Below are 23509 nucleotides of genomic sequence, written 5' to 3' on the forward strand. Positions count from 1 at the left end.
ATGCAGGGTACAAAGATTCCATTCGGTGAGCGTGAGGGCAAGTTTTTCCGGGCCTTTGAGGTCGAAAATGGCGTTGCTTGTGGCTGTATCTGCCCGGGTTGTCGCAATCCGCTGAATGCTGCGAATGGTGGCCAGAAAGTCATCCCGCATTTTCGCCATGTCCATTCTGAATATTGTGATAGCGGCTACACAGCTGGTGTGCGACGGGCGGCTGTAGCTCTAGTTGCTGCACAGCGATGCCTTATTCTTCCAGCTTTCCATCGTCGGCTCAGCATCATGACTGACTCTGGATGCACCCTGTCTCGCGAAGTAGTTTTCCCGGAAACGTCAGCTACTGCTGAAAAGGTCGAACGATTTGTAGACCTTGGTGACGTCTTAGGCCATGCGGTTCTTACTTCCGGCAAACGCCAGTTGTTTGTACGGATTAAAGTCTCCGCCCGAACAGAGAGCAAGCGGTACGAGCGGCTCTCTAACATCGAAGCTTCATCAGTTGAGATTGACCTCAGCGAGCTCAGTTTGAGCCAGATCAACGATCCGACAACATTTGAACGAGCCGTTCTGTCCGATCCCACCACCAGGACATGGATTCGATCGATTCGGGGGGAAATGCTGATCAAGCGTGCTGACGTAGAACTCGCGGCCGAAGTTGTTCGCTGCAACGACCAATGGCAAAGGGAGCAGGGTCGCCTGCGGTCGATCGAACAAGCGAAGCGAGATGCGCAAGCAGTCAAGGTGGCCGAGCATGCCGCCGCGTTGGCAGCGCATAGGCAGATCCAATCGGAGATTGCGGAGGCACAGCGTACTGGGGGGATCCTAACGAAAGATGAGCCGCCCGATCTCAAGCGGCGAGAGGAGTTGATCGCTAACCAGTGGCTCCGAGCAGCCCGAGAGTGGGGTGGCCAGGCCGTACAGTGCTCTGCCTGCTGGTTGCTTAGCCCACCTGGAAATCAGTTCTGTCTCTTCTGCGCAAGTGAGACAAGCACGACTCCCATTCAGGTGTCGAAGGATATTGCGACCACCATCCGCAATCGAATGCGTAGCTCGGTAAAGCCTGATCAATCGTTACAGAAAGCGCCGACTCTGCTGGTTCAACCCGATCCTTTCACTTGAATCTCATTTTGCAGCGAAATCACTCGCGCCAAAACTAACAAACGGCCAAATTCAGTGGAGGCTGAGCGGCTGCTGCGGGTCGACTTCTGCCCTTCAGTCATGAAGATCGGGGAACATCAACGCACTTAACTTTCAGAGTGCGGAATAGAAAGAGCCAGCACATCGCGTTAATCCGTCCGGAATGGTCTAGATTTTCATATGCGCATCTTCACCGACTCTGGCTTAGCCATTGCCTTAGGAGACGCTCTTGTCACGGGGAGGCTGCTATGCGTTACACAGGTTTGGTTGAGTCGGACAGTCGAATCAGTGATAAGGATTTTGCCGCCCTTCTGGAGAGCGGTCTGATGGCGAATGATCCGAGCGTATTGGTTGCTGCACTGGGCACAATTGCGCGAGACAAAGGGATGAGCCGGCTTTCTCGCGAGACCGGAATTAGTAGAGCGACGCTGTACCGGGCATTTTCTAAGGATGGTGATCCGAACCTTTCTATCGTTCTGAAAGTGGCCACGGCATTGGGCATCAAAGTCAAGATCGTTGTCGCAACCGTTCCCGGAAATGGAGGCAGTTCACGGATATAAACACCACGGCAAAAAGCAGCTAAACGTGTGAGACCGTCCGATGAACGTCGCCTATGGGGCGATTCTGTTGAAAAAGTCGGCCATGGTTTGCGCGTCAGAAAAGTAAGCATCCAAGATTGAAATCTTTACTTTTGGCAGATGCTTGCGGACTCAGATTTCACGTAGCAGCGCGCAAAAAGGCATTTTCACCGTCCAATGAGCAGTCAGTTTTGGATGACCGACTGTTTTCAACAGAATCGGCCAAAAGCTGACATTAGGAACCGGCCACAAGGCTAAGAATCTGGACTGAGGGGGCTACCTTAGCTTTTTACCATTTGCTAGGTAGTTCCCGCACAAAGTTACTGCTATGAAAATGCCTCCCAGTACAAGTGCGTAGAGTCCGTAACTTCCTTCTAAGCCAAGCCCCCAAAGGAACACCAAACCCAACGCACCGAATATGCATAGTATTTGGGTTCCGTAGGCGATATTAGCAGTTGAAATAGCCCGCATATCTTCCCTCGTAAAGTGATGGCGTTGCTGTCTCTAGGGGGCAGAAATAGTCAAGTGTAGTCCAGTAGAAACGAAATCGGCTCTCAACTTCGGCATCAGAACCGTATCGATGACGGTATGACTCCACTGGAGTGTATGGCATCTCCTTGATTCTTCCACCCTTCGAAAGAGGGCGATTGATTGACGTAGAAGACGGAGAACCGGATGCATCCCAGCGAAAATAAAGTGAACGCCGCCTTCGGCCAAAAGGGGGCAGTCGAATTTGTCTACGAGAGCAGGGGCGATTCAGACAACCGGTGCTGAAGACGACTTGATTTAGTCGGAGATCGGTAAATGTTTTTACCGCGCTCTTTAATATTGAGCGAATCCTCAGTCCCAGCTAAGTATTGGGTCGTATCGTCCCCACAGCGCAAGTTCAGCGCTGTTCAGGAGAGGCGAACCGCACATGAATCCCGCAAAAGCCGGATGGCTCAACAAAGTCCCCGAAGTGACACTGGCCTTCTGGGTGATCAAGATTCTCTCGACGACCGTGGGTGAAACCGGCGCCGACTTCCTCGCCGTGGATGCCGGCTTCGGCGCTGGCTGGACCAGCATCGGCATGGCGCTGTTACTCGGGGGGGCGTTGTTCCTGCAAATGCGCAAAACCGTCTATTCGCCGTGGATCTACTGGCTGACCGTTGTGCTGGTGAGCATCGTCGGCACGCAGATCACCGACATCATGACCGACATGCTCGACATCAGCCTGTATGTCAGCACCGCGGTGTTCTCGGTGTTGCTGGCGGTGAACTTCCTGATCTGGTTCACCGTCGAGAACAACCTGTCGATCCGCGAAATCAACACGCCGCGGCGCGAGCTCTTCTATTGGTCCACGGTGCTGTGCACCTTTGCCCTGGGCACCGCCGCCGGGGATCTGGCCACGGAAGCGATGGGGCTGGGTTTCACCCTCGGTGCGGTGATTTTCGGTGCGCTGATTGCGGCGACGCTGCTGGCCTGGCGCCTCGGGGCTAACGTGGTGCTGACCTTCTGGATCGCCTACATCCTCACCCGGCCGTTCGGCGCCTCCCTCGGCGACTTGCTGACCCAGGCCAAGACCTACGGCGGCCTGGGCATGGGCGCCGCCTGGACCAGCGCGATCTTCTTGACCGTCATCGTGTTGTTGGTGGCGGTCGCGCAAATCAGCCTCGTCAACCGTAAAACCGCCATTGAATAACCTTCAGACACCTATCAAGGAATCAATATGCACAGCTTCAAAATCGCTTTTCGCCACGCCGCGATCATCTCGTCTCTGTTACTGCTCGGCAGCATCGCCGGCTGCTCGAAACCAGCGGACAAACCCGCTGCCGGTGCGCCGACCACCTCTTTGAGCGCGCCGCCGCAATCGGGCTCGAAGCTGGGTGACCTGAGCGAGTTTCGCAACATCGCCGCCGACGTCAGCGCGCGGGTCGAGAAAAATGACCTGCTCGGCGCTAAGACCCGGATCAAGGATCTGGAGACCACCTGGGACTCCGCCGAAGCCGGCATCAAGCCGCGTGCCGCTGCTGACTGGCATGTGCTGGACAAGGCCATTGACCGCGCGCTGGATGCCCTGCGCGCCAGCTCGCCCAAGCAGGCTGACTGCAAAGCGGCCATGGACGATCTGCTCAAAGCCTTCGATTCGATGAATGGCAAGAAGTGATCGCAGCGCTGAACCGGCGGCGGACAAACGTCGGTTCAAGTGCTTCAATACAGGCGCGATGGCAATGACTTTCGCGCCTTTTTCTGTCGGAGCGCTGCATGCGGATTCTGCTGGTCGAAGATGACCTGATGATTGGCGAAGCCATCGAGGCTGCGCTCAAAGAAGCCAGTTATGCCACCGACTGGGTGAAAAATGGCCTCACCGCGCTGGCGGCGCTGGACACCCAGACCTACGATCTGGTGTTGCTGGACCTCGGCCTACCCGGCAAGGACGGGCTCGATGTGCTGGACACCATTCGCGCGCACAACAACCCCGTGCCGTTGCTGATTATCACCGCCCGCGATGGTCTGGATGACCGGCTGCGCGGCCTCGATGGTGGCGCTGATGACTTCCTGCTCAAACCCTTCGCCATGGTCGAGTTGCTGGCACGGATGCGAGCGGTATTGCGCCGTCGCGGCGGAAACGCACAATCGTTGCTGGATAACGGCGAGGTGTCGTTGAACCTGGTTTCCAAACAGGCCTCCACCGCTCAAATCGCCGAAGTGCAGCTTTCCAGCCGCGAGTTTGCACTGTTGCAGGCGCTGTTGATCCGCCCGGGTGCGATTCTCTCGCGCAGCGAACTTGAGGATCGGATTTACGGCTGGGGCAACGAAGTGGAAAGCAACGCGGTGGAGTTTTTGATCCATGCACTGCGGCGCAAACTAGGAAACCATATCATCAAGAATGTCAGGGGGATGGGATGGATGGTTTCAAAAGGCGTTTGAGCGACTCGGTGCAGTCACGGCTTTCCATCACGCTGTCACTGGCCATTCTCATCGTCGCCTTGCTCGCCGGTGCATTCGCGTTCATCTCGGCGCTCGACGAAGCGCACGAAATGCAGGACGAAAGCTTGCGCCAGGTGGCGCTGCTGTTCGATCGCCAGCATATGACCCTGGGTTATCCCGCTGCCGGGCAGGTCGTTGGCGATGACGAAGACTCCCGAATCACCGTGCAGTACCTGGCCGACAGCAGCAAAGCCGTCGGCACTGACGACGCGAGCATTCCGTTGCCCTTTCCCCTGACCCTGGCCGATGGTCTGGTAACGCTGAATATCGCCGGTGAAAACTATCGTGTGCTGGTCAGAACCACATCGGCAGGCGAACGCATCGCCGTCGCGCAGGAAGCCGACGTGCGCGACAAGGAAGCACGGGAAAGCGCCTGGCGCAGTCTGCTGCCATTTCTGATTCTGTTTCCGGTGCTGCTGTTGGTGGTAGGGGATCTGGTGCGCAAGCTGTTTCGCCCGATCGCGACGCTCTCGGCGGAAATCGATCAGCGTGACCAACAGGCGCTGCATGCGATTGATGAACAGCACCTGCCGAACGAAATCCGGCCCTTCGTTGTGGCGATCAATCGATTACTCCGCCGCGTTGCTCAGGCCATGGAGGCGCAGCGGCGGTTTATCGCCGATGCCGCCCATGAGCTGCGTTCGCCGATGACGGCGCTGTCCCTGCAGGCAGAGCGATTGGCCGCTACGCCCATGTCGGCCGTCACCCGGCAGAACTTTTTGCCATTGGCTCAGGGGATCGAACGCAGTCGTAAGCTGATTGAGCAGTTGCTCGCCCTGGCCGCCGCGCAATCAATCGCGCAACGCGCCGAGGTCGCCGTTTCGGTGCATGCAGTGTTTCGCCGAGTGCTGGAAGACCTGCTGCCACTGGCAGATGACAAAGGCATCGATATCGGCGTGGAAAGCGTCGAGGACGTGCAGGTCGTCATCAACGAACTGGACCTCTTCATCCTGATCAAGAACGTGGTGGATAACGCCATCCGCTATACCCCGGCGGGCGGACGAGTCGACCTCAGCGTCGAACGGACGGAGCAGGGCGCGCTCATCGAAATCAAGGACTCGGGGCCGGGCATTCGCGCCGAAGAACAGGCGCTGGTGTTCGATCCGTTTTACCGCAGCCTGGGGACCGGTGAAGCTGGCTCAGGGCTAGGTTTGTCTATTGTCAGCGCGATAGCCAGTCGTAATGATGCAAGTGTCACGCTTAACTATTTAGATGAACTAAGCCAAAAAGGATTGCGAGTCACTGTACGATTGAATCGACCTGTATTTTAGGTTTGGTCTACGTCCGCGATCTTCCCAGAATTGGATAGCCTTGAACCAGTTTCGCAGTGATAAATCTGTCCATCGACGACTCACCACGTAGAGCATGTATCATTAGAGTTTTTTTATGCTTTCAAGTTGACTATGGACCGCGCTAGGGGCATCGCCCACCGCTTTCACTGCGGATTTGAGCTCGCTCGTAGTTACGCCGAATTTTTTCCCCAATAATTATGCTCGAAGGTGTCGTTAGCATTGATTCTGATCTCGTCAGAGCCATTTGTGAGATTTCGTTGCCGCATAGGTTCGTCCATGATTCGCTGGGTATGAGGAATAGGATAGCCGAATCGAGGCAGTTTCAATGTTTTTGGGAAGAATTCGCAAACTCGACTGAAATCTTATGTGGTTTTTTGTCTCCGTAGCGTGCATGAGACCCTTCTGATGGCCGTTAGTGATAGCAGGTTTAACGGCTGCTATTGGCCGAATGCCACCTGTCGCCCGCGGCAGCTACGGGGTGATTACTGCCTCTCACACAGGACTGAATTGCGTAGTTTTCTCTCCATCGTGGTTAAAGAGTGATGAGCAAATTTCTTATGTGAGATGGGCAACGCGAAAGCAAACGTATGGTCGAGTTGGGTGCGATTTTTCATTTTCAGAGGAAAAGCCTTTTCCACGCGGAATAGACCTGCTTTTATAGCAGCGTGTGTTGCTGTGACGCAGCGAGACGCCTTTCAAGAACCCGACCATTGAGTCGGTTTTTTTGTATCCATTTACAAGCCCTGCCATCGAGCAGGGCTTTTTCGTTTTCGGCTCCGCCATACCCATCGCTCCAAGCTGGGAGTGCTGCTGGAGCCGAATCTATTGCGCTCCCGAAAGGGAGAAATTCGGATGACAAACATGCCCGACAAACCAGACACCTGGCTGCTTGCTCTCGCATGGCTGGGGCAGCATGCACCGACGATCTACGCCGGAGCACTGTCGTTTGTGGTGGGTGCCTTGCGCATCATTTACGGCGGTGGCACGCGACGACAGGCACTGCTTGAAGCCTCGCTTTGCACGCTGATCACCATTGGCTTGATTCCGCTACTGGAGTTCTTCGGCTTACCGCAGAACTTTGCAACGGCTGCGGGGGTGTTCATCGGTTTCCTTGGTGTGAAGAAGATTGCCGATCTAGCTGATCGGTTCGCCGACTTCAAGTTTCCTAAATCAAATTCGGCTCCATGAAGCGCTGCCCATGGGTGGTGCCTCTTGTGCTCTTGCTGTGCTATGCCACGACGGGCTAAATCCATTGTGTTGAGTCGGCTGCATGCCAGCCGCTTGCCGCTCAAACATTCAATTTTGAGGTTTAAAGAATGGCCTACACCCAATACGAAACTGTCGTTGCCGACACTCCTGAGGAGGTGACGGCCAAGCTGGCACAGGCCATCTCTGATGGCTGGCAGCCGTACGGTAGTCCTGTCTCCATCACTGAAGGCTTTCAAGTGCTCCAGGCTGTGGTGAAGGGATCGAGCAATGCCGATGGTGCGCCAGGTGACATCACCTCGGAGAGCATCTCGGACGCCTCGGATGTTGGTAAGGCTGTGCTGGTGAGTGTCGACGCCGCCACCGCTCGTTCTGCTATCGGCAGTGGGACTTCTGACTTCTCGGGTAGCTACAACGACCTGAGCGACAAGCCGGCCATTCCCGTCGAGGGTGATGCCGCGCTGTTGGTCGCAGGCACTGACCTCGTCGCGCATACCTGGTCAGCCAAACTGATCCATGACGAAATTGCCCGTCAGATTGCAGAGATATCCGCATGATCCACAAACAAGGCATCTCGCTGTAATAGGTGATGGTCTAAGTCGACTGCCTCCCTTTCAAACGCACTCAGTGACCTCAGCAGACGCCGCAGAACCCTATTTCTATTCTCTGGGCTCGCCATCCGGTGAGTCTTTATCGTTTCAAAGAGGTGAGTTGATGAGCCAATCCACGTTCGCTGTATACCTTCCTGATCGTTATGCTCCGGTTTGCGTGGAAGCTGACAGTTTCGTGTACTACGGAGGGGAGTTGGTCTTGCACAAAGACGAGCAGATGGTAGGCCGTAGTTCTGATCGTGGTTTTTTGGTTCGTTCTGATCTGGTTCGGGAGCACACCCTAAGCGATGATCTAATGCCGGGGCAGCCAGAAGGGCTGGTCGCTTCGGCTGAAACTATCGATTTCCAATATAAGCCAGCAACTGTCTGGCCATTTACAGCTGGGCTGGCGTTCGGGCTTCTTGTTGGCATCGGCACGTCGGTCGCTTTGCTTGGGCGGCTGTGAAGCGACGTCATTCGGCAGACGCTGGGGACCCTGGCAACTTCCAAGGAACACGGGGCATAAGACTCGCGCGAACGCGTTAGCGGCACCCCACCAAAGTTAGTTAACTGGTTAACTCCATTGGTTAACTGGGCTGAAAGCCTTGTGGGCTGCGGCATACAGGGCGGTTAACTTAGGAGTTAACCTAGTTAACTCGACTATCCCCTGATTCGTCTGTAAGCCATGCGGGCCGCGGCCTGCAGAGCGGTTAACTAAGGCAGTTAACCAGGTGTTAACTAAGCGATTGAAAAAACGGCCATGAATTTGGTTGAAAGCCAAGCAGACCGTGGCGTTGAGGTGGTTAACCTAGGAGTTAACCGACTAATTTACTCGGTTAACTCTCGGCCCCGCCGGGTTAACCGTAAGGTATCGACATGACAGCACTCACCAAAGCGGAGTTCGCCACTCGCCAAGGGTGGTCGAAACCCTACGTGTCGAAGTTGGCTAAGGCAGGACGCTTGGTGTTGATGGCGGATGGCATGGTGGATGTCGAGGCTACGGATCGACTCCTGTTCAGCACCGCGGATCCGAGCAAAGCCAACGTGGCGGCGCGGCACGAGCGTGAACGAATTCAGCGCAGGCCCGACGGAAATACCCCGGCCACTCACATCGCATACGAACCACCAAACACTGCTCCACTCCAGGCGCCTTTGCCTGTCGAAGGCATCCCGGATTTTCAGGAGTCTCGTGCCTACCGCGAATTTTATGAGTCACGCCTGACAGAGAGCGAGTTTCATAAAAATCGCGGCGCTCATGTTGAGTTGGAGGCCGTTAAAACGGCGGCGTACACGACGGGGCGGATGTTGCGAGATCTGTTGCTCGGCATGCCGCCACAGCTGGCACCCGAATTGGCGGCCATGAGTGATCATTGGCAAATCGAGAAGCACCTCACTGCCGCATTGCGCCGGGTGCTGGACGATGCAGAACGGATGGCCTCGACAGACCTCATCCATTCTTTGACTGCAGCGAGTTAATCCATGTCAGCGGAAATGCCCGACGGTGCAGCGGTGTACCGGGAGGCGTACTTTCGCGGGCTGCGACCCGAGCCGGATGTCTGGATCGATCAATGGGCTGACGAGTTCATGCGCATTCCGCGTGATGCAGGGGCTGCCGAACCTGGGCAGTACCGCACAGCGCGAACACCCTATGCCCGCGAGCCCATGCGTTGCCTATCGCCGGCACATCCGTGCAAGCGCGTGGTGACCATGGTGGCTTCGCAGTTGATGAAAACCCAGATCGCCTTGAACTGGATTGGCGGTCTGATCCATATGGCACCGTCTAACATTCTCACACTATTGCCCAGCCTGGGATTGGCCAAGCGAGTCTCGTCGCGCATCGGCAAGACCATCAAGGCCACCCCGGTGCTACGCGAACGGGTGGCGGCGAACCGTTCGCGTTCTGCACGCAACACCATGGACACCAAAGAGTTCGAGGGTGGTTCGTTGTATGTCACCACCGCCGGCTCGGCGGCGAACCTGTCAGAGTTGTCGGCCCGTTATATCTACGGCGATGAAGTGGATCGCTGGGTTGTGGACGTGGGCGAGGAGGGCGACCCGATCGAGCTGGCTGAAACCCGGGGCAGTACGTTTGGCCGTAACGCCAAGTTTTACTTTTCCAGTTCGCCGACGATCAGAGGGGCTTCGCGTATTGCCGATCTGTTCGAGACCAGCGACCAGCGTTTTTACTACGTGCCATGCCCGACTTGCGGGCACATGCAAGTCTTGGAATGGGAGCGCCTGCATTACTCGGCGGATTGCCAACTGGCGCACTACGAGTGCGCCGGGCCCGACTGTGACGTGCTGATCGAAGAACATCACAAGGGCGAGATGTTGACCAAGGGCGAGTGGCGCGCGCATGCCACAGGTGATGGCGAAACCGTCGGCTTCAACCTCAATGCGTTGTACTCGCCTCCCGGCTGGACCGGTTGGGCATCACTGGCCAAGCAGTTCGAGAAGGCCAAAACCGCCATGTCTCGCGGCGATTTGGAACCCATGCAGGTGTTCTACAACACCCGTCTGGCGAAGGTTTGGGACAGTGCCCAGGAGCAAAACAAAGCGGATGTCCTGATGGCGCGGGCACGCCTGGAAAGCTATGGGCTGGGTTCGATGCCGTTTGCTGTGTTGATGCTCACGGCTTCGGTGGATGTCCAAGCCAACCGGCTGGAGTTCATGGTGGTCGGTTGGGGCGCCGGCATGGAGCGTTGGATCATCGACTACCAGGTGATCTGGGGCGATCCGTCCGACGACCGCACCTGGTCGGTGCTCGATGACAAACTCAAGGCGCGTTACCCCCACCCGTGTGGTGTGGAGCTGACGATCCGGGCGGCCGGCATCGACTCCGGTGGTAACCACACCGACGAGGTTTACCAGTTCTGCCGGCTGCGGCGTTGGCGCAACATCTTCGCCGTCAAGGGCGCGAGCAAGCCGGGTCGACCGGTCATTGCGCAGCGGCCATCGATGATGGATGTCACTTGGAAAGGTCAGACCGAACGTAAGGGCGTCGAGCTGTGGTTCGTCGGCACTGACACCGCCAAAGATTGGATCTACAACCGCTATCCAGTGGAGGACGGTCCCGGTGCATTGCACTTTGCCAACGACCTGCCCGATGATTTTTTTGCCCAATGTGTCGCCGAACGCAAGGTGACCCGTTACGTCAAAGGCTACAAAAAAATTGAATGGGTCAAGGGCAAAGCGGAGCGTAACGAAGCCCTCGATTTGATGGTGTACAGCCTGGCGATGGCGCATTACTTGGGCTTGAATCGCTACAAGGAACACGACTGGGAGCGGGTGAGAAATGCTCTGTTTCAGGCGGCGCCACTGGGCGAGAAAGCTGTCACGTTTGAGCGTGTCAGCGCTCCGGAGATATCACGGCAGCCAACTGCAGATCCCGCACCGCCACCGGTCAAGTCAGCCGGAGCACCGGTGCTGATTGCACGCCCCCCACAGCGTCGCACCTCCAACAGCGGCTACCTGAAAAAACGACGCTGAGTGAAAACGCTCAGTTGCACACCCCGTTGTCTTTTACTTTAGAGCGATCCCATGGCCTTTACCCAACAGCAACTCGATGCGGTCGAGAAGGCAATCGCGCGCGGCGAAAAAATCGTGCGCTACGCGGATCGCAACGTTGAGTACCGCGACATCGACGAACTGCTCAGGGCACGCGATGAAATTCGCAGCTCGCTGATTGCGGCGGCTGGTCCTCGGTCGCGCATCGTACGGCTTTATCATGGAGGCAAGGGACTGTAATGGCTCGTCACTTTCCCACCTTGGGCCGCAGCGGTTTCCTGATTCCGTCGAACATCAAGGCCAGTTACGAAGGGGCCGCCGAAGGGCGTCGTTCCGCGAGTTGGGATGCACCCGACGCCGGCTTCAACAGCATTGCGATTCCGGCGTTGCGCAACCTGCGCTCACGTTCCCGCGCAGCGGTGCGCAATGACCCGTACGCCTTCAACGTCATCGATAAACGGGTCAGCAATCTGATCGGCACCGGCATCACGCCGCGGCCCAAAACCCAAGACGATGAACTTCGGCACCTGCTACAGGAACTCTGGGCCGATTGGGCAGAAGAGTCAGATGCCGATGGTCTGACTGACTTCTACGGACAACAGGCCCTGATCGCGCGGACCGTGGAAACGGCCGGTGAATGTTTTGTTCGCTTGCGTCCGCGCAGCCTCGACGAAGGCTTGGTGGTGCCGTTGCAGCTTCAGGTGCTGGCCCCGGAATTTGTGCCGCACGACAAGTTCGAGGCGGCGCGCAATGGCAACGTTATCCGCGCCGGGATCGAGTTCACTCCGGACAGCCGTCGGGTAGCGTATTGGATGTACCGTTCGCATCCCGGAGATGCCTCGTCCTTGAACAGTGGCTACAACCAGCTGGTGCGGGTGCCGGCCAGCCAGGTGCTGCACATTTTTGAGCCGGTCGAGCCGGGACAGTTGCGCGGCTTGCCACGCTTGTCGCCGGTCCTCAAACGCTTGCGCAGCCTGGACAATTACGACGATGCGGTGCTGTTCCGTCAGGAGGTGGCGAATCTGTTCGCCGGTTTCATCAAAAAGCCATCGCCGGATGACATCCAGACTCCAGTGGACCCGGTGACCGGTGCGCCGTTGAACCTTGCCTCGGATGGATTCACGCCCATGGTCGCCCTGGAACCCGGGACCATGCAGGAGCTGTTACCGGGCGAGGAGGTTGAGTTTTCCACGCCACCGGACGCGGGTAACAACTACGCGGACTTCATGCGTCAGCAACTGATGGCCGCGGCCGCCGGTGCCGGGATGCCCTACGAAATTCTCACGGGCGACATGCGCGGGGTGAATGACCGCGCACTGCGCGTGGTACTCACTGAGTTCCGGCGTCGCCTGGAGCAACTGCAATTTGGTGTGTATGTGCACCAGTTGTGTCGCCCGGTGCGGGCCGCCTGGATGGACATGGCGGTGCTCAGTGGCGCCGTGCTGTTGCCGGACTATGCCCAGCGCCGACGTGAGTACCTGCGCACGCGCTGGGTGCCACAAGGCTGGGCCTATATCCATCCGGTTCAGGATGTTCAGTCCCGCACGATGGAAGTCAACGCCGGCTTCGCCTCGCGCAGCGAGATGGTCTTGCGCACCGGTTATGACGCCGAAACGGTGGACGAAGAAAACGCCGCCGATGCCGAGCGGGCTCGGGGCAAAGGTCTTAATTACAGCACGCTCGTCGAACTGCTTCAGGCGCTCGACGACCAGGAGCAAACATGAGCAAAAACGCGACTCCGCGCATTTACAACAGGGCCGGCGAACACGTGCCAGTGCAGGACAAAAGCTGGTACGCCGTGCACGCCAGCGGCGAAGCCACCGAGCGCGTGATCGAAGTCTTTGTGTATGGCGAGATCGGTACCTGGGGCATTACCGCCAGTCAGTTCATGCAGGATCTGCGCGCCGTCGATGACGGCGTGTCACCGGTCATCGCGGCGTTCAACAGCATCGGCGGCGACCTGTTCGACGGGTTGGCCATGCACAACACCTTGTCGCGGTTGGGCGAGCGTTGCACGGCTCGCATCGACGCGTTGGCTGCGAGCGCGGCCAGTGTCGCGGTGTGCGGTGCCCACAAGGTGGTGATCGCGGCCAATGCCATGTACATGATCCACAATCCGTGGACCTATGCGGCCGGCGATGCCGACAGCTTTCGTAAAGTGGCCGATGTCCTCGACCAAACCATGGAGGCAATCATCGCGGCCTACATGGCCAAGGCACCGAACATCGATGAAGCTGAGCTGCGGCGCATGGTCGCCGCTGAAACCTGGCTCACTGCCAATGAAGCAGTGGCCCTGGGCTTGGCCGATGAGGTCGGCGACGGGGTTCAGGTCAAAGCGTGTTTGGGACAGGGCGCGGTGCTCCAGCGTTACCAGCACGCACCGGCCGAACTGCTGGCCCAACTTGATGAGGCACCCGAACCGGATCCGAAGTTGGAGCCACACGATCCACCCGCGCCCGTGGTCGACTCGGCCAAGCTGGCGTTGTTGATCACTCAGCGTTGTGCCGAGTCAGGGATCAGCAACCTGGTCGCGCCGTTGCTCAGTTCGACCCAGCTTGAAAGCGAGGAGATCGTCCTGGCGGGGCTAACCCGGGCCAAGGCGGTGCATGACCTGTGCGTCGCAGCACGCCTTCCAGAGCTCAGCGCCGATTACGTGGCCGCGGGGCTGGATGAGCCCGCGGTGCGGGCGCGGCTGTTCGACAAGATCGTCAGCAGCGGCAACGGTTTCGAAATCGACAACAGCGTGCCCCTCGACGATGACCCCGCGCCGAAGGTGCAGGCGAAACAACCGAATCCTTCTTCGATCTGGGCCGCCCGTTCGGCGGCCCATGCCGGGCAATCCAACAGTGCAAAAGGAGCACGAGCATGACCGTAAAGTACGAAACGCTACACGCTGGCGAGTTTCTGCTCTCCGAAGGGGCCGGGAAGATCTCTCGTGAATCCATTCTGGTGGCCGCTGGCCCCGCATTGAATGCCGGCCAGGTGCTGGGACTGGTCACCGCGACCAATGAGTTTGCGCCTTACGATCCCGTCGCCACCGACGGCACGGAAGTGGCGACGTGCATCCTGTACGGGCCACTGGGCGAATCGACCGAGGAGCGTCGAGCCAGTGCGGTGGTGCGACTGGCCGAGGTCAGCGAGGTGCATTTGACTGGTTTCGACGCTGACGCTGAAGCAGCCTTGGCGACTCAGTTTGTGATTGCCCGCTAAGTCAGTTCCCTTTTCCCCAACCCCGCCCTGTGCGGGGTTTTGCATTTCTGGAGAGCCTCTTTATGGCCGATATTGGCATTTTTAACGACGATGTATTTTCGGTGTCCTCGCTGACCGCAGCGATCAACGAACAGGAATATTTGCCGGGGCGCATCAGCAGTCTGGGCCTGTTTCGCGAGGAAGGCATCAGCACCCTGACCGTCCAGATCGAAAAGGACGGTAACACCCTGGCGCTGGTGCCGGCGGGTGAGCGCGGCACCTCGGGGCTGGTCGTGGGTGCCAGCAAGCGGCAGATGATTCCGTTCAACACCGTGCACCTGCCGCAGCGTTTCACCATAAAGGCCGACGAGATTCAAGGCATTCGCGCCTTTGGTACGACCACCGAACTGCAGGCGGTGCAGGGCGTAGTAAACACGCGCCTGAGCAAAGCCAAGCGTCAACTCGATGCCACCCATGAATTTCAGCGCATGGGTGCGCTCAATGGTCTGGTGCTGGACGCGGATGGCTCAACGGTCCTGCTGAACATCTATCAGGCATTTGGTGTGGAGCAACAACGCCTGTCCATGGGCCTGAACGACTCGGCGACGAAGATCCGAGTCAAGTGCGCCGAAGCGCTGGACATGCAAGACGATGAGCTGGGCAGCGTGACCAGCTCGGGCGCGCGAGCCTTCTGTGGCAAGAATTTCTGGAACAAGCTGATCACGCACAAATCGGTTGAGGAAACCTACCTCAATACGATCCAGGCCGCGGAATTGCGTGGCGATGCGCGGGACAGTTTCGAGCTGGGTGGCATCGTCTGGGAGCGCTACCGGGGGCGCATCGCTGGCGTATCGTTTATCCACGACGATCAGGCGTTATTGATTCCTGAAGGCGTGCCGGAGCTGTACATCTCCTGCTTTGCCCCTGCGGACTACATGGAGACCGCCAATACCCAAGGCCTGCCGTATTACAGCAAGCTGGAACCACTGCCGTTCAACAAGGGCATGGCCGGCGAAGCCCAGTCCAACCCATTGCACCTGTGTACGCGTCCGCGGGCGCAGATCCTGCTGACGCTCTGATCATGGCCTTTCGAGAGCTGGTCGCGGAAATCGACAGCGTGGTGTTCGACACCCTGGCCGACGTTGGCTACATCGAAGGTCGGCGGGTGCTGGGCATGTTTTCGGCACCCTGGTTGCAACCCAAGATCGGTCGCTTGAACACCGGTCTGCGCGAGCCGTGTTTTCACATTCGGGTCGCCGATGCCGCGGGCGTGGAAAAAACGCAAACGGTGCTCATCGAGTTGCCCGCCCTGGACGGCGGTGGCGAGTACACCCTGACGCACCTGGAACCAGCGGGTGATGGGCTGGTGGCCTTGTCGCTGAGGTTAAAAGCATGAGTGCTGTGCCGGTGTCGCTGCAGCTTTCGGCTGACGATGTGCAGGCTTTTGAACAACTGGCCAAGGTGATGCCCAAGGCCGTGGCCGCGGCGCAACGACGGGCGATTAACAAGACGTTGGGGTGGCTGGCCACACACATGGCGCGCGATGTCAGCAAGCAGGAGCGGATTGCCGTGCGGGCAGTGCGGCAGCGTCTGCGTTGTTATCCCATCAAAGGCCAGGGGCAACCGGGCAAACTTTGGTTCGGCACCAACCCAATGGACGCCAGCCGGGTAGGGAATCCCCGTCAGGGCAAGGCCGGTGTCTCGGTGGCGGGACGACGGTATCAGGGCGCTTTTTACAAGCGTGTGTATGGCAACAAGGCGGATATCTGGATTCGTACCTCCAGCAAACATTTCAACCCGGACGACTATCCCGGCGGCGCATCCGCGACAGGGGGTAAGAGCTCGGGTTGGATCGCGGAAAACGACAATCGTTTTCCGCTCGCCAAGGCCACGGTTTCGCTCGAAGACGCCGAAGAGCCTTTTTACACCTGGGCCAACAAAGCCGATGAGCGCCTGCTGATCGTGTTCAAGCAGGAAATGAACTTTGAACTGCATAAGTACCTGAAGGGGAGCGCCCGTGTCTGATCCTGCTTTTTCGCTGGACGCGCTGTACGCCGCCATAGAGGAACACCTCCGCCAAGCGCTGCCCTCTGTGCGATTTGTCGCGACCTGTCCAGACATTCAGGACCGGGTAGCGCTGCCGGCGGTGTTCCTGGAACCGGTGGAGTTTGAGCCCGGGCAAGACATCGGTACCGGTGAAACGGTGCTGGTCCAACGTTTTGAAGCGCGAATTATTGTCGCGCCCGAGTTGGGCCGGCATCAGCAACTCGGTGCCCAATTGGCGGCGCAAATAGCAATCCTCCTTCGGGGGCAGACCTGGGGTCTGGACAATGTCGAGCAGGCGCAATTCGTGGCCTCGCGCCAAGACTGGACCAAGCCCGAACTGGATGGCTACACCGTGTGGGTGGTGGAATGGACTCAGCAGATCTACCTTGGCGAAGTCGAGTGGCAGTGGCCAGTCGAGCCTCCTGGCACGCTGTACCTGAACGTCGATGGCTGCACCGGTACCGGCAATGAAGATCACTACTTTCAGCCGGAGGATCTGGCATGGGATACGCCAGCGCCGAACATGACCGGATGATCGCTGCGATGCTGATGCCCTGTGTGGTGGTCGGCATTGATCTGATGGCCGGGCGAGTGCGGGTCAAGGCCGGTACTTGGGTCAGTGCCTGGGTGCGTTGGCACAGTCTGGCGGCGGGCAAGGCCCGTCATTGGCGCGCGCCGAGCCTGAATGAGCAGGGCGCGCTGTTCAGCCCCAGCGGTGATCCGGCGATGGGCACGTTCATCCCGGGGCTGTATGGCAACGCCGGGGCCCCGCCGGACAACCGCGATCACGTCGAGGCCTGGTACTTCGACGATGGCGGCTCACTGGTCTACGACTGGCAAGCCGGCAGCTACAGCATCGCGTTACCCGACGGCAGCCGCGCGACCATCGCGGTCGGTGGCTCGCAGTTTGAAGTGACGCCGTCTCAAGTCCGGGTGACGGCCAGCCAGATCACGCTGGCGGGTGAGGTGAACATCGACGGTGCGCTGAGCGTATCCGGCGACATCACCGGCGCCGGCACGATCATGGATGCCGGAGGCAACAGCAGCAACCACTCGCATTGAGTGCACATCATCTTCAGCCCGCCTCGTGCGGGCTTTTTTATGTCTGGAGAAAAAATCATGACGAGTAAATCCACGCCAGTTCCGGCCGCCACGGTTGCACCCGCGCCGGCCACGCTGAGCTTCTTTCGCGACACGCTGTTCACCTCGCGGGTGCTGATCCTGCTGGACGCCGAGCGCACCTTGAAAGTGGAAAAGGGCCAGGTTGTGGTGGCCTCGGATGACACGGTGGCGATCGAGTATTTGCACGGTCGCAAGGACTTTGTCGCGGTCGAGGGCTGATCGAGTGATCGGGATGATCGGACTGGACCGCCGCACCGGCCAACTCATCTCCGGCCTCGATCACCTGCGCCAGTCCATCGAGGACATCTTGTCCACGCCCTTGGGCAGCCGCCGCATGCGCCCGGAGTACGGCAGCAAGCTGCGGCGCTTTGTCGACTTGCCGGTGAATGACGGCTGGAAAAGTGCCGTGCAAGCGGAAGTGGCCAGCACGCTCGGGCGTTGGGAGCCGCGCTTGAAACTGGGCCGGGTGCGCGCCGTGGCCATTCTCGAAGGGCGTATCACCTTTGAGCTGATCGGGCAGTACCTCGGCAGCGACGTGATTTTGGAGGTGTCCGCATGACCATGGAACTGGCGGCTCTGCCGCCGCCGCAAGTGCTGGAAGACCTCGACTTTGAGGCGGTCTACCAAGAGAAACTTGAAGCCTTCCGCCTGAGCATGGGCGACAACTGGAGCGCGGAGCTGGAAAGTGATCCGGTGCTCAAGCTGATCGAGCAGGCCGCGTATGGCGCCTTGCAGAACCGGGCGCGAGTCAACGATGCCGGCAAGGCGCTGTTGCTAGCCCATGCCGAGCGGGCCGACCTCGATCACCTGGCTGCCAACGTCAACCTGCAGCGTCTGGTGATTCAGGCCGGAGATCCGAGCACGGTACCGCCGACGCCGCAGGTGCTCGAAGAGGACGATGCCCTGCGCGAGCGGGTGCAGTTGTCGTATGAGGGGCTGACCACGGCAGGGCCGCGTAACAGCTACATCCTGCATGCGCGCAACGCCTCCGGGCTGGTGGCCGATGCCACGGCAGAAAGCCCATCGCCGGCCGTGGTGGTGGTCACCGTGCTCAGCCTCGAAGGCAGCGGCACCGCTTCGCCCGAGTTACTCGAACAGGTTCGGTTGCACCTGAATGACGAAGATGTGCGGCCAGTGGCCGATCGGCTCACGGTGCAGAGTGCGGCGGTGATCGACTACCGCATCGAGGCGGTGTTGTATCCGCAGGCCCCGGGGCCGGAAAACGAAGCCTACCTGGCTGAAAGCCAGAAGCGCCTGAGCGAGTGGATCAACCCACGTCGCCGTCTGGGGCTGGAAGTCGCGCGCTCGGGCGTCGATGCACAGCTGCACATTCCCGGCATCGCCCGGGTCGAGCTGCTGGGCTGGACCGATCTCAAACCCAGCAAGGCCGAGGCAGCGTATTGCACTGGATACACCGTGACCTTGGGGGCCTGACATGAGCAGTCAGTTACCGCTCAACAGCACGCCGCTGGAACTGGCCGTGGAAGCGGCCAACTACGAAAACACATTGATTCCGCTACGCAACTTGTATGACGCCGACTCGTGTCCTGAGCACTTGCTGCCGTATCTGGCCTGGTCCTGGTCGGTGGACCGCTGGAACAACAACTGGACCCAGGAGGCCAAGCGCACGGCGATCCGTTCGGCGTACGACGTGCATGCGCGCAAAGGCACCATTGGTGCGTTGCGCCGAGTAGTAGAGCCCTTGGGCTACCTGATCGACGTGGTCGAGTGGTTCGACACCGTGCCGGAAGGCGTTCCCGGCACCTTTGCCCTGGAGGTCGGGCTGAATGACTCGGGCATCACCGAGGAGCTGTACGAGGAACTGGCGTGGTTGATCGACGACGCCCGCCCGGTTAGCCGGCACATGACCAACCTGGCGCTCAGTCTGCAGACCGAGGGCGTACTGGGCATAGCTGTGTGCGTGCAAGAAGGCGAAGAGATCGACGTATTCCCACCAGCCCCGAAAGACATCGACGTGACCGGCACTTTTGGCCCGGCGCTCTGCGTCGATGAAACCGATACCTTGGACGTTTATCCCTATGATTGATAAGACCAGTCAGTTTTTTGCCATCCTCACCGCCGTGGGCGAAGCCAAGCACGCCAATGCCATCGCCATGGGCCAGGACTGGATGTTTACCGAGATGGGCCTGGGCGATGCCAACGGCACCGACCCGATTCCCGACCGCCTGCAAACTCAGTTGATCAACGAATGGCGCCGGGCGCCGATCAATCAGATCCGAGTCGATCCGGCCAACCCCAACACAGTGATCACCGAGCAAATCATTCCGCCCGAAGTAGGCGGCGAGTGGATTCGCGAGATCGGTCTATATGACGTCGACGGCGACCTGGTGGCGGTGGCCAACTGTGCGCCGAGCTATAAACCGTTGCTCGACCAGGGCAGCGGCAAGACTCAGGTTGTGCGGATGAATTTCATCGTCAGCAGCTCGGCGAACATCGTGCTGAAGATTGACCCAGCCGTCGTGCTGGCCACGCGTGAATACGTGGACCTCAAGATTCAGGAGGAACTGGCCAAGCTGGATCACAAACAATCGGCGCGAGTGGCAGCGACCGCCGCCATTACCCTCAGCAATCTGCAGACGGTCGATGACGTGGCTGTGGCCACCGGTGACCGAGTGCTGGTCACCGCTCAGGCGCTGGCACAGGACAACGGGATCTATGTCGCCAGCGCCGACAGCTGGACGCGGGCCGCCGATGCCGACAACAGCCTGGAAGTGACCCCGGGGCTGTTTATCCACGTCGAGCAGGGCACGAACAACGGCGACAGCCTCTGGCAGTTGGTCACCGACGCGCCGATCAACCTCGGTACCACCAGTTTGCAGTTCGACATGATCGCGGGTGGCAGTGGGGCAGGCGTAGGGACCTTTCGCAGTGTCACCGTCGATGCCCTTGGGCGGGTGGTCGCCGGTACCAACCCGACCACTCTGGATGGCTACGGCATCACCGATGCTTTGCCCGTCGACGGAACCGCGGTGGCGGCCACCCAATTGGAAACAGCGCGCACGCTGAGCGTATCCGGGGCGGCTAGCGGCAGCGTGTCGTTCGATGGTACCGCCAACGCTGACATAGCGATCACTTTGGCCGACAGCGGCGTTGCAGCGGGCAGCTATTCCACCGTCAGCGTGAATGCCCAAGGTTTGGTGACAGGCGGTGATCAGCTGACAGGCGATGACCTGGGGTTAGGAACCGCCGCATACCTCGATGCTCAAACCAACTTACACGATGTAACCGCTGATGCGCTGATGAAGGTCGGAGCGTTCGGCTTGGGCGGGCCCGCCTATATGGCGGGTGCTGTAGATATCGGCGACCTGAACACGGTGTCCGCCCTCTATTACGTCGGTGGTGCTACGGGAGCGCCAGATGGTGAACTCTATGAGGGTTGGGTTCGCGTCTCGGTTATTACACCGGGGCAATACGCCTTTCAGGAGCTATATGGGTTTAACGACCAGACCCTATACCGCCGGGCCTTGATTGCCGGTGTTTGGGACGAATGGGAAACCGTCTGGGATACATCAAATTTTGACCCTGCCTTGTACGCAGCGCTGAGTGCTCCGGCTTTCGTCAATGGCATACAGGTTTCCGGTCACGCCAACCTCTTGAACACGGCAAACGTTGGCACTGACATATCTATCGGAGGTACGGCTTACGCGGCGGGCGTGTTGTCCTACGGCAACATTACAGCCAACGCAGGACTTTACGCCGGTGGCGGTTGTTATTCCGGCTCCGGTGTTGCCATGTTTGGCACTGATGGCAACAGTTACGGGCCAATTTGGGGCGGCTATTTAAGTAGCTGGATCGCCGCCAACTATATCGCTTACTGGAATTTGATGTCCCAAATAGCCGCGCAACCGATCGGCGGCGTGGGCACCTATGGGATGTTTATTGTTGTTAAGAATATAAACTCGGGCGCAATACCACCGGGAACATTAGTGGAAGGGGGGTATCTGGGTTGGTCAAACGCGGGTGGCGAGAACTACGGGGCTCCCGGCGGTACTTGGATGGTATGCGGGGGCGTTTCAAATAGTTCTGCGGGAAATGTCTTTTCAACAACTATTTGTAAAAGGGTCGCTTAATGCTTGGCGAAGTTATTGAACCACACGTTATTCCTGAATTTGTTCCACCGGATATACCACCGCCACCTGAGCCACCTGCACCGTGGGTTTATGAAGTCAAAAACCTGAAGCAGTTTAAGGATGGGGCTATTGACTGTGAAGTTCTTCACGAAGTGTACGGTTGGATTCCATTTACGGCAGTTAAAGGTGATGACGCTCCGGCCACTGTAGCGGTATTCAATTATATTGAGGAATACAGCGTCGATGTTGGTGCCCTGCCAGTAAGCCCCGCAATCGCTGTCCATGCTGAACATGCTGAGCGTTCGTGGCGTGATCAAGAGCTGACAGTTGCGGACGTGGAACTGCTGAAAGCTGAGGACGGTGATCCTGCTTTTGTGAGTACGCCTGCGCAGTGGCGGCAGTACCGCGTGGACCTTCGCAACTGGCCCCAGTCGCCAGACTTTCCGGATTCCACCCTGCGTCCAGTGAGGCCGACCGCTTAACGATTAGATGGCCGGATAAACCGGATCAGCAGACCCCCTGACGCCCCGCATTGCCGGGGCGTTTCCTTTTCGATTACGCGTCACGTCCCTCATAGCCTCGCTTAAGCGGGGCTTTTTCGTTTTGGAGTATCACTCAATGAGTTTCTTTCACGGCGTCACCGTGACCCTGGTGGACACCGGGGCACGCCACATCGCCACCCCGTCCGCGTCGATCATCGGCCTGTGCAACACCTTCACCGTGGGCCCGCCGGCCACTGCCGCTGCCAATGAATTGCTGCTGATCACCCGCGAAAGCGAGGCAGTCGCGGCGTGGGGGCCGGACGCCGCGATCACCAAGGACTGTAAGGCTATTTTCAAGCGGGCCAAGGCGGTGATTGTCGCCGTCGGTGTGCCGTTGCTGGACGACGCGGCCGAGCAACTGTCCGCGATCATCGGCGGCGTTTGGGCCGACGGCACCCGTACCGGCATGCAGGCGTTGCTCAACGGCAAAAGCAAGTTCAACGCCCAGCCGCGATTGTTGGTGACGCCGGGGTACTCGTCGACACTGGCGGTGGGCACCGAGCTGGTGGCGTTGGGCGACAAGATGCGCGCCATGGCCATCATCGACGGGCCGAACACCACCGACGAAGCGGCGATTGCCTATGCCGCCAATTTCGGCAGCAAACACGCTTATATGGTCGATCCGGGCGTGCAGTTCTGGGACACCACGACCAGTGCCACGATCAACGCGCCGGCTTCGGCCTGGACTGCTGGCCTGTTTGCCTGGACCGATGCCACCTACGGTTTCTGGGCCTCGCCGTCGAACAAGGAGTTTGTCGGCATCACCGGCACTACGCGTCCGATCGAGTTTCTCGACGGCGATCCTTCCTGTCGGGCCAACGTGCTGAATAACGCGAATATCACCACGATCATTCGTGATGACGGCTATCGCTTGTGGGGCAACCGCACGCTGTCCAGCGACGCGAAATGGAAGTTCGTCACCCGCGTGCGCACGCTGGACATCGTCATGGACGCCATCCTCTACGCACACAAGTGGGCGGTGGACCGCTCGATCACCGCGACCTACGTCAAGGACGTGACCGAAGGCCTGCAGGCGTTCATGCGCGACCTGAAGAATCAGGGCGCAATCATCAACTTCGAGGTGTATGCCGACGAAGAGCTGAACACTTCCAGCGAACTGAGCGACGGCAAGGTGTACTGGAACATCCGTTTCACCGATGTGCCGCCGGCCGAAAACCCGAACTTCCGCGTGGAGGTGACCGATCAGTGGATCACTGAAGTGCTGGACACCGCCGCCTAAGGAGGCCG

The 23509-nt window shown here is 58.9% G+C and carries 28 protein-coding genes; 27 read left to right on the top strand and 1 reads right to left on the bottom strand.

All coding sequences use genetic code 11. From position 1 onward, the window contains the following. The 6 genes from D882_RS0113925 (at position 1) to D882_RS0113955 (ending at position 5947) form a co-directional block, all read left to right on the top strand. Entirely contained in the window at positions 1 to 1110 is a 1110-nt protein-coding gene (locus D882_RS0113925) for a hypothetical protein (protein WP_155953728.1), read from the top strand. A 266-nt stretch (positions 1111 to 1376) separates the two neighbouring features. Further along, a complete protein-coding gene (locus D882_RS01000000131125) occupies positions 1377 to 1688 on the top strand; it encodes an addiction module antidote protein (protein ID WP_050590196.1) in 312 nt (103 codons plus the stop codon). A gap of 934 nt (positions 1689 to 2622) precedes the next feature. After that, the gene (locus tag D882_RS0113940) at positions 2623 to 3387 is read left to right on the top strand and encodes a membrane protein (RefSeq protein WP_027923817.1); all 765 of its coding nucleotides are present in this window, start codon (positions 2623 to 2625) and stop codon (positions 3385 to 3387) included. A 27-nt stretch (positions 3388 to 3414) separates the two neighbouring features. Then, the gene (locus D882_RS0113945) at positions 3415 to 3852 is read left to right on the top strand and encodes a hypothetical protein (protein WP_027923818.1); all 438 of its coding nucleotides are present in this window, start codon (positions 3415 to 3417) and stop codon (positions 3850 to 3852) included. Positions 3853 to 3950: 98 nt separating this feature from the next. Further along, a complete protein-coding gene (locus D882_RS0113950) occupies positions 3951 to 4616 on the top strand; it encodes a response regulator (protein WP_027923819.1) in 666 nt (221 codons plus the stop codon). Beyond that, positions 4592 to 5947, top strand: coding sequence for an ATP-binding protein (locus D882_RS0113955; protein WP_027923820.1), 1356 nt, complete (start codon positions 4592 to 4594; stop codon positions 5945 to 5947). Before D882_RS0113950 ends, D882_RS0113955 begins: the two co-directional genes overlap by 25 nt. A gap of 102 nt (positions 5948 to 6049) precedes the next feature. Here D882_RS0113955 and D882_RS1000000133540 read toward each other — a convergent pair whose 3' ends face one another. Continuing rightward, a complete protein-coding gene (locus D882_RS1000000133540; protein WP_081743959.1) occupies positions 6050 to 6160 on the bottom strand; it encodes a DUF3606 domain-containing protein in 111 nt (36 codons plus the stop codon). Between the two features lie 660 nt (positions 6161 to 6820). On the opposite strand from D882_RS1000000133540, the gene D882_RS0113960 reads away from it, so the two are divergent. The 21 genes from D882_RS0113960 to D882_RS0114060 all read left to right on the top strand — a co-directional run bounded on the left by D882_RS0113960 (position 6821) and on the right by D882_RS0114060 (position 23501). Next, positions 6821 to 7156: a phage holin, lambda family gene (locus D882_RS0113960; RefSeq protein WP_027923821.1), complete on the top strand. Its 336-nt coding sequence runs from the start codon at positions 6821 to 6823 to the stop codon at positions 7154 to 7156. A 128-nt stretch (positions 7157 to 7284) separates the two neighbouring features. Further along, the gene (locus D882_RS1000000131650) at positions 7285 to 7731 is read left to right on the top strand and encodes a DUF1737 domain-containing protein (RefSeq protein WP_027923822.1); all 447 of its coding nucleotides are present in this window, start codon (positions 7285 to 7287) and stop codon (positions 7729 to 7731) included. 157 nt (positions 7732 to 7888) lie between these two features. Continuing rightward, on the top strand, positions 7889 to 8230 hold the full coding sequence (locus D882_RS0113970) for a hypothetical protein (protein ID WP_027923823.1): 342 nt from the start codon (positions 7889 to 7891) through the stop codon (positions 8228 to 8230). 410 nt (positions 8231 to 8640) lie between these two features. Continuing rightward, positions 8641 to 9240, top strand: coding sequence for a hypothetical protein (locus D882_RS0113975; protein WP_027923824.1), 600 nt, complete (start codon positions 8641 to 8643; stop codon positions 9238 to 9240). A gap of 3 nt (positions 9241 to 9243) precedes the next feature. Continuing rightward, positions 9244 to 11253, top strand: coding sequence for a phage terminase large subunit family protein (locus tag D882_RS0113980; RefSeq protein ID WP_027923825.1), 2010 nt, complete (start codon positions 9244 to 9246; stop codon positions 11251 to 11253). 51 nt (positions 11254 to 11304) lie between these two features. Continuing rightward, positions 11305 to 11511: a phage head-tail joining protein gene (locus D882_RS0113985; protein WP_027923826.1), complete on the top strand. Its 207-nt coding sequence runs from the start codon at positions 11305 to 11307 to the stop codon at positions 11509 to 11511. Beyond that, positions 11511 to 12995, top strand: a complete 1485-nt coding sequence (locus D882_RS0113990) for a phage portal protein (RefSeq protein WP_027923827.1) — start codon at positions 11511 to 11513, stop codon at positions 12993 to 12995. The genes D882_RS0113985 and D882_RS0113990 overlap by 1 nt, the downstream gene beginning before the upstream one ends. After that, the gene (locus tag D882_RS0113995; protein WP_027923828.1) at positions 12992 to 14140 is read left to right on the top strand and encodes a head maturation protease, ClpP-related; all 1149 of its coding nucleotides are present in this window, start codon (positions 12992 to 12994) and stop codon (positions 14138 to 14140) included. The genes D882_RS0113990 and D882_RS0113995 overlap by 4 nt, the downstream gene beginning before the upstream one ends. Further along, positions 14137 to 14481, top strand: a complete 345-nt coding sequence (locus tag D882_RS0114000) for a head decoration protein (RefSeq protein ID WP_027923829.1) — start codon at positions 14137 to 14139, stop codon at positions 14479 to 14481. The genes D882_RS0113995 and D882_RS0114000 overlap by 4 nt, the downstream gene beginning before the upstream one ends. Before the next feature lie 62 nt (positions 14482 to 14543). Further along, positions 14544 to 15539 carry a major capsid protein gene (locus D882_RS0114005; RefSeq protein WP_027923830.1) on the top strand — a complete coding sequence of 332 codons (996 nt, stop codon included), beginning with the start codon at positions 14544 to 14546 and terminating at the stop codon, positions 15537 to 15539. A 2-nt stretch (positions 15540 to 15541) separates the two neighbouring features. Beyond that, positions 15542 to 15856, top strand: a complete 315-nt coding sequence (locus D882_RS0114010) for a hypothetical protein (RefSeq protein ID WP_027923831.1) — start codon at positions 15542 to 15544, stop codon at positions 15854 to 15856. Further along, positions 15853 to 16485 carry a phage tail protein gene (locus D882_RS0114015; RefSeq protein WP_027923832.1) on the top strand — a complete coding sequence of 211 codons (633 nt, stop codon included), beginning with the start codon at positions 15853 to 15855 and terminating at the stop codon, positions 16483 to 16485. The genes D882_RS0114010 and D882_RS0114015 overlap by 4 nt, the downstream gene beginning before the upstream one ends. Further along, positions 16478 to 17041, top strand: coding sequence for a hypothetical protein (locus D882_RS01000000131135; protein ID WP_050590201.1), 564 nt, complete (start codon positions 16478 to 16480; stop codon positions 17039 to 17041). The genes D882_RS0114015 and D882_RS01000000131135 overlap by 8 nt, the downstream gene beginning before the upstream one ends. Next, positions 17008 to 17568 carry a phage baseplate assembly protein V gene (locus tag D882_RS0114025; protein ID WP_027923833.1) on the top strand — a complete coding sequence of 187 codons (561 nt, stop codon included), beginning with the start codon at positions 17008 to 17010 and terminating at the stop codon, positions 17566 to 17568. Before D882_RS01000000131135 ends, D882_RS0114025 begins: the two co-directional genes overlap by 34 nt. Before the next feature lie 57 nt (positions 17569 to 17625). Next, a complete protein-coding gene (locus D882_RS01000000131140; protein WP_032833526.1) occupies positions 17626 to 17847 on the top strand; it encodes a hypothetical protein in 222 nt (73 codons plus the stop codon). A 13-nt stretch (positions 17848 to 17860) separates the two neighbouring features. Further along, complete coding sequence (locus D882_RS0114035) at positions 17861 to 18187, top strand: GPW/gp25 family protein (protein WP_027923834.1); 327 nt, start codon at positions 17861 to 17863, stop codon at positions 18185 to 18187. Then, positions 18184 to 19062: a baseplate J/gp47 family protein gene (locus tag D882_RS0114040; RefSeq protein ID WP_027923835.1), complete on the top strand. Its 879-nt coding sequence runs from the start codon at positions 18184 to 18186 to the stop codon at positions 19060 to 19062. Before D882_RS0114035 ends, D882_RS0114040 begins: the two co-directional genes overlap by 4 nt. A 1-nt stretch (position 19063) precedes the next feature. Further along, on the top strand, positions 19064 to 19675 hold the full coding sequence (locus D882_RS0114045; protein ID WP_027923836.1) for a phage tail protein I: 612 nt from the start codon (positions 19064 to 19066) through the stop codon (positions 19673 to 19675). Next, on the top strand, positions 19668 to 21719 hold the full coding sequence (locus tag D882_RS1000000133545; RefSeq protein WP_050590197.1) for a phage tail protein: 2052 nt from the start codon (positions 19668 to 19670) through the stop codon (positions 21717 to 21719). Before D882_RS0114045 ends, D882_RS1000000133545 begins: the two co-directional genes overlap by 8 nt. Continuing rightward, complete coding sequence (locus D882_RS1000000132685; protein ID WP_155953729.1) at positions 21719 to 22201, top strand: phage tail assembly chaperone; 483 nt, start codon at positions 21719 to 21721, stop codon at positions 22199 to 22201. Before D882_RS1000000133545 ends, D882_RS1000000132685 begins: the two co-directional genes overlap by 1 nt. Positions 22202 to 22337: 136 nt before the next feature. Beyond that, complete coding sequence (locus D882_RS0114060) at positions 22338 to 23501, top strand: phage tail sheath family protein (protein ID WP_027923837.1); 1164 nt, start codon at positions 22338 to 22340, stop codon at positions 23499 to 23501. Positions 23502 to 23509: the final 8 nt, after the last annotated feature.

The sequence above is a fragment of the Pseudomonas sp. URMO17WK12:I12 genome, assembly GCF_000514395.1.
GTDB lineage: Bacteria > Pseudomonadota > Gammaproteobacteria > Pseudomonadales > Pseudomonadaceae > Aquipseudomonas > Aquipseudomonas mucoides.

Coding starts and splice junctions, on each gene's coding strand:
- D882_RS0113975 (WP_027923824.1), top strand. CDS start 8,641: ATGACAGCACTCACCAAAGCGGAGTTCGCCACTCGCCAAGGGTGGTCG.
- D882_RS1000000133545 (WP_050590197.1), top strand. CDS start 19,668: ATGATTGATAAGACCAGTCAGTTTTTTGCCATCCTCACCGCCGTGGGC.
- D882_RS0114035 (WP_027923834.1), top strand. CDS start 17,861: ATGATCGGACTGGACCGCCGCACCGGCCAACTCATCTCCGGCCTCGAT.
- D882_RS01000000131140 (WP_032833526.1), top strand. CDS start 17,626: ATGACGAGTAAATCCACGCCAGTTCCGGCCGCCACGGTTGCACCCGCG.
- D882_RS0113950 (WP_027923819.1), top strand. CDS start 3,951: ATGCGGATTCTGCTGGTCGAAGATGACCTGATGATTGGCGAAGCCATC.
- D882_RS0113925 (WP_155953728.1), top strand. CDS start 1: ATGCAGGGTACAAAGATTCCATTCGGTGAGCGTGAGGGCAAGTTTTTC.
- D882_RS0113940 (WP_027923817.1), top strand. CDS start 2,623: ATGAATCCCGCAAAAGCCGGATGGCTCAACAAAGTCCCCGAAGTGACA.
- D882_RS0114060 (WP_027923837.1), top strand. CDS start 22,338: ATGAGTTTCTTTCACGGCGTCACCGTGACCCTGGTGGACACCGGGGCA.
- D882_RS0114015 (WP_027923832.1), top strand. CDS start 15,853: ATGAGTGCTGTGCCGGTGTCGCTGCAGCTTTCGGCTGACGATGTGCAG.
- D882_RS0114025 (WP_027923833.1), top strand. CDS start 17,008: ATGGGATACGCCAGCGCCGAACATGACCGGATGATCGCTGCGATGCTG.
- D882_RS0114005 (WP_027923830.1), top strand. CDS start 14,544: ATGGCCGATATTGGCATTTTTAACGACGATGTATTTTCGGTGTCCTCG.
- D882_RS0113955 (WP_027923820.1), top strand. CDS start 4,592: ATGGATGGTTTCAAAAGGCGTTTGAGCGACTCGGTGCAGTCACGGCTT.
- D882_RS0114000 (WP_027923829.1), top strand. CDS start 14,137: ATGACCGTAAAGTACGAAACGCTACACGCTGGCGAGTTTCTGCTCTCC.
- D882_RS0114040 (WP_027923835.1), top strand. CDS start 18,184: ATGACCATGGAACTGGCGGCTCTGCCGCCGCCGCAAGTGCTGGAAGAC.
- D882_RS1000000131650 (WP_027923822.1), top strand. CDS start 7,285: ATGGCCTACACCCAATACGAAACTGTCGTTGCCGACACTCCTGAGGAG.
- D882_RS0113970 (WP_027923823.1), top strand. CDS start 7,889: ATGAGCCAATCCACGTTCGCTGTATACCTTCCTGATCGTTATGCTCCG.
- D882_RS0114045 (WP_027923836.1), top strand. CDS start 19,064: ATGAGCAGTCAGTTACCGCTCAACAGCACGCCGCTGGAACTGGCCGTG.
- D882_RS0114010 (WP_027923831.1), top strand. CDS start 15,542: ATGGCCTTTCGAGAGCTGGTCGCGGAAATCGACAGCGTGGTGTTCGAC.
- D882_RS0113980 (WP_027923825.1), top strand. CDS start 9,244: ATGTCAGCGGAAATGCCCGACGGTGCAGCGGTGTACCGGGAGGCGTAC.
- D882_RS0113990 (WP_027923827.1), top strand. CDS start 11,511: ATGGCTCGTCACTTTCCCACCTTGGGCCGCAGCGGTTTCCTGATTCCG.
- D882_RS01000000131125 (WP_050590196.1), top strand. CDS start 1,377: ATGCGTTACACAGGTTTGGTTGAGTCGGACAGTCGAATCAGTGATAAG.
- D882_RS0113945 (WP_027923818.1), top strand. CDS start 3,415: ATGCACAGCTTCAAAATCGCTTTTCGCCACGCCGCGATCATCTCGTCT.
- D882_RS0113995 (WP_027923828.1), top strand. CDS start 12,992: ATGAGCAAAAACGCGACTCCGCGCATTTACAACAGGGCCGGCGAACAC.
- D882_RS0113960 (WP_027923821.1), top strand. CDS start 6,821: ATGACAAACATGCCCGACAAACCAGACACCTGGCTGCTTGCTCTCGCA.
- D882_RS1000000132685 (WP_155953729.1), top strand. CDS start 21,719: ATGCTTGGCGAAGTTATTGAACCACACGTTATTCCTGAATTTGTTCCA.
- D882_RS0113985 (WP_027923826.1), top strand. CDS start 11,305: ATGGCCTTTACCCAACAGCAACTCGATGCGGTCGAGAAGGCAATCGCG.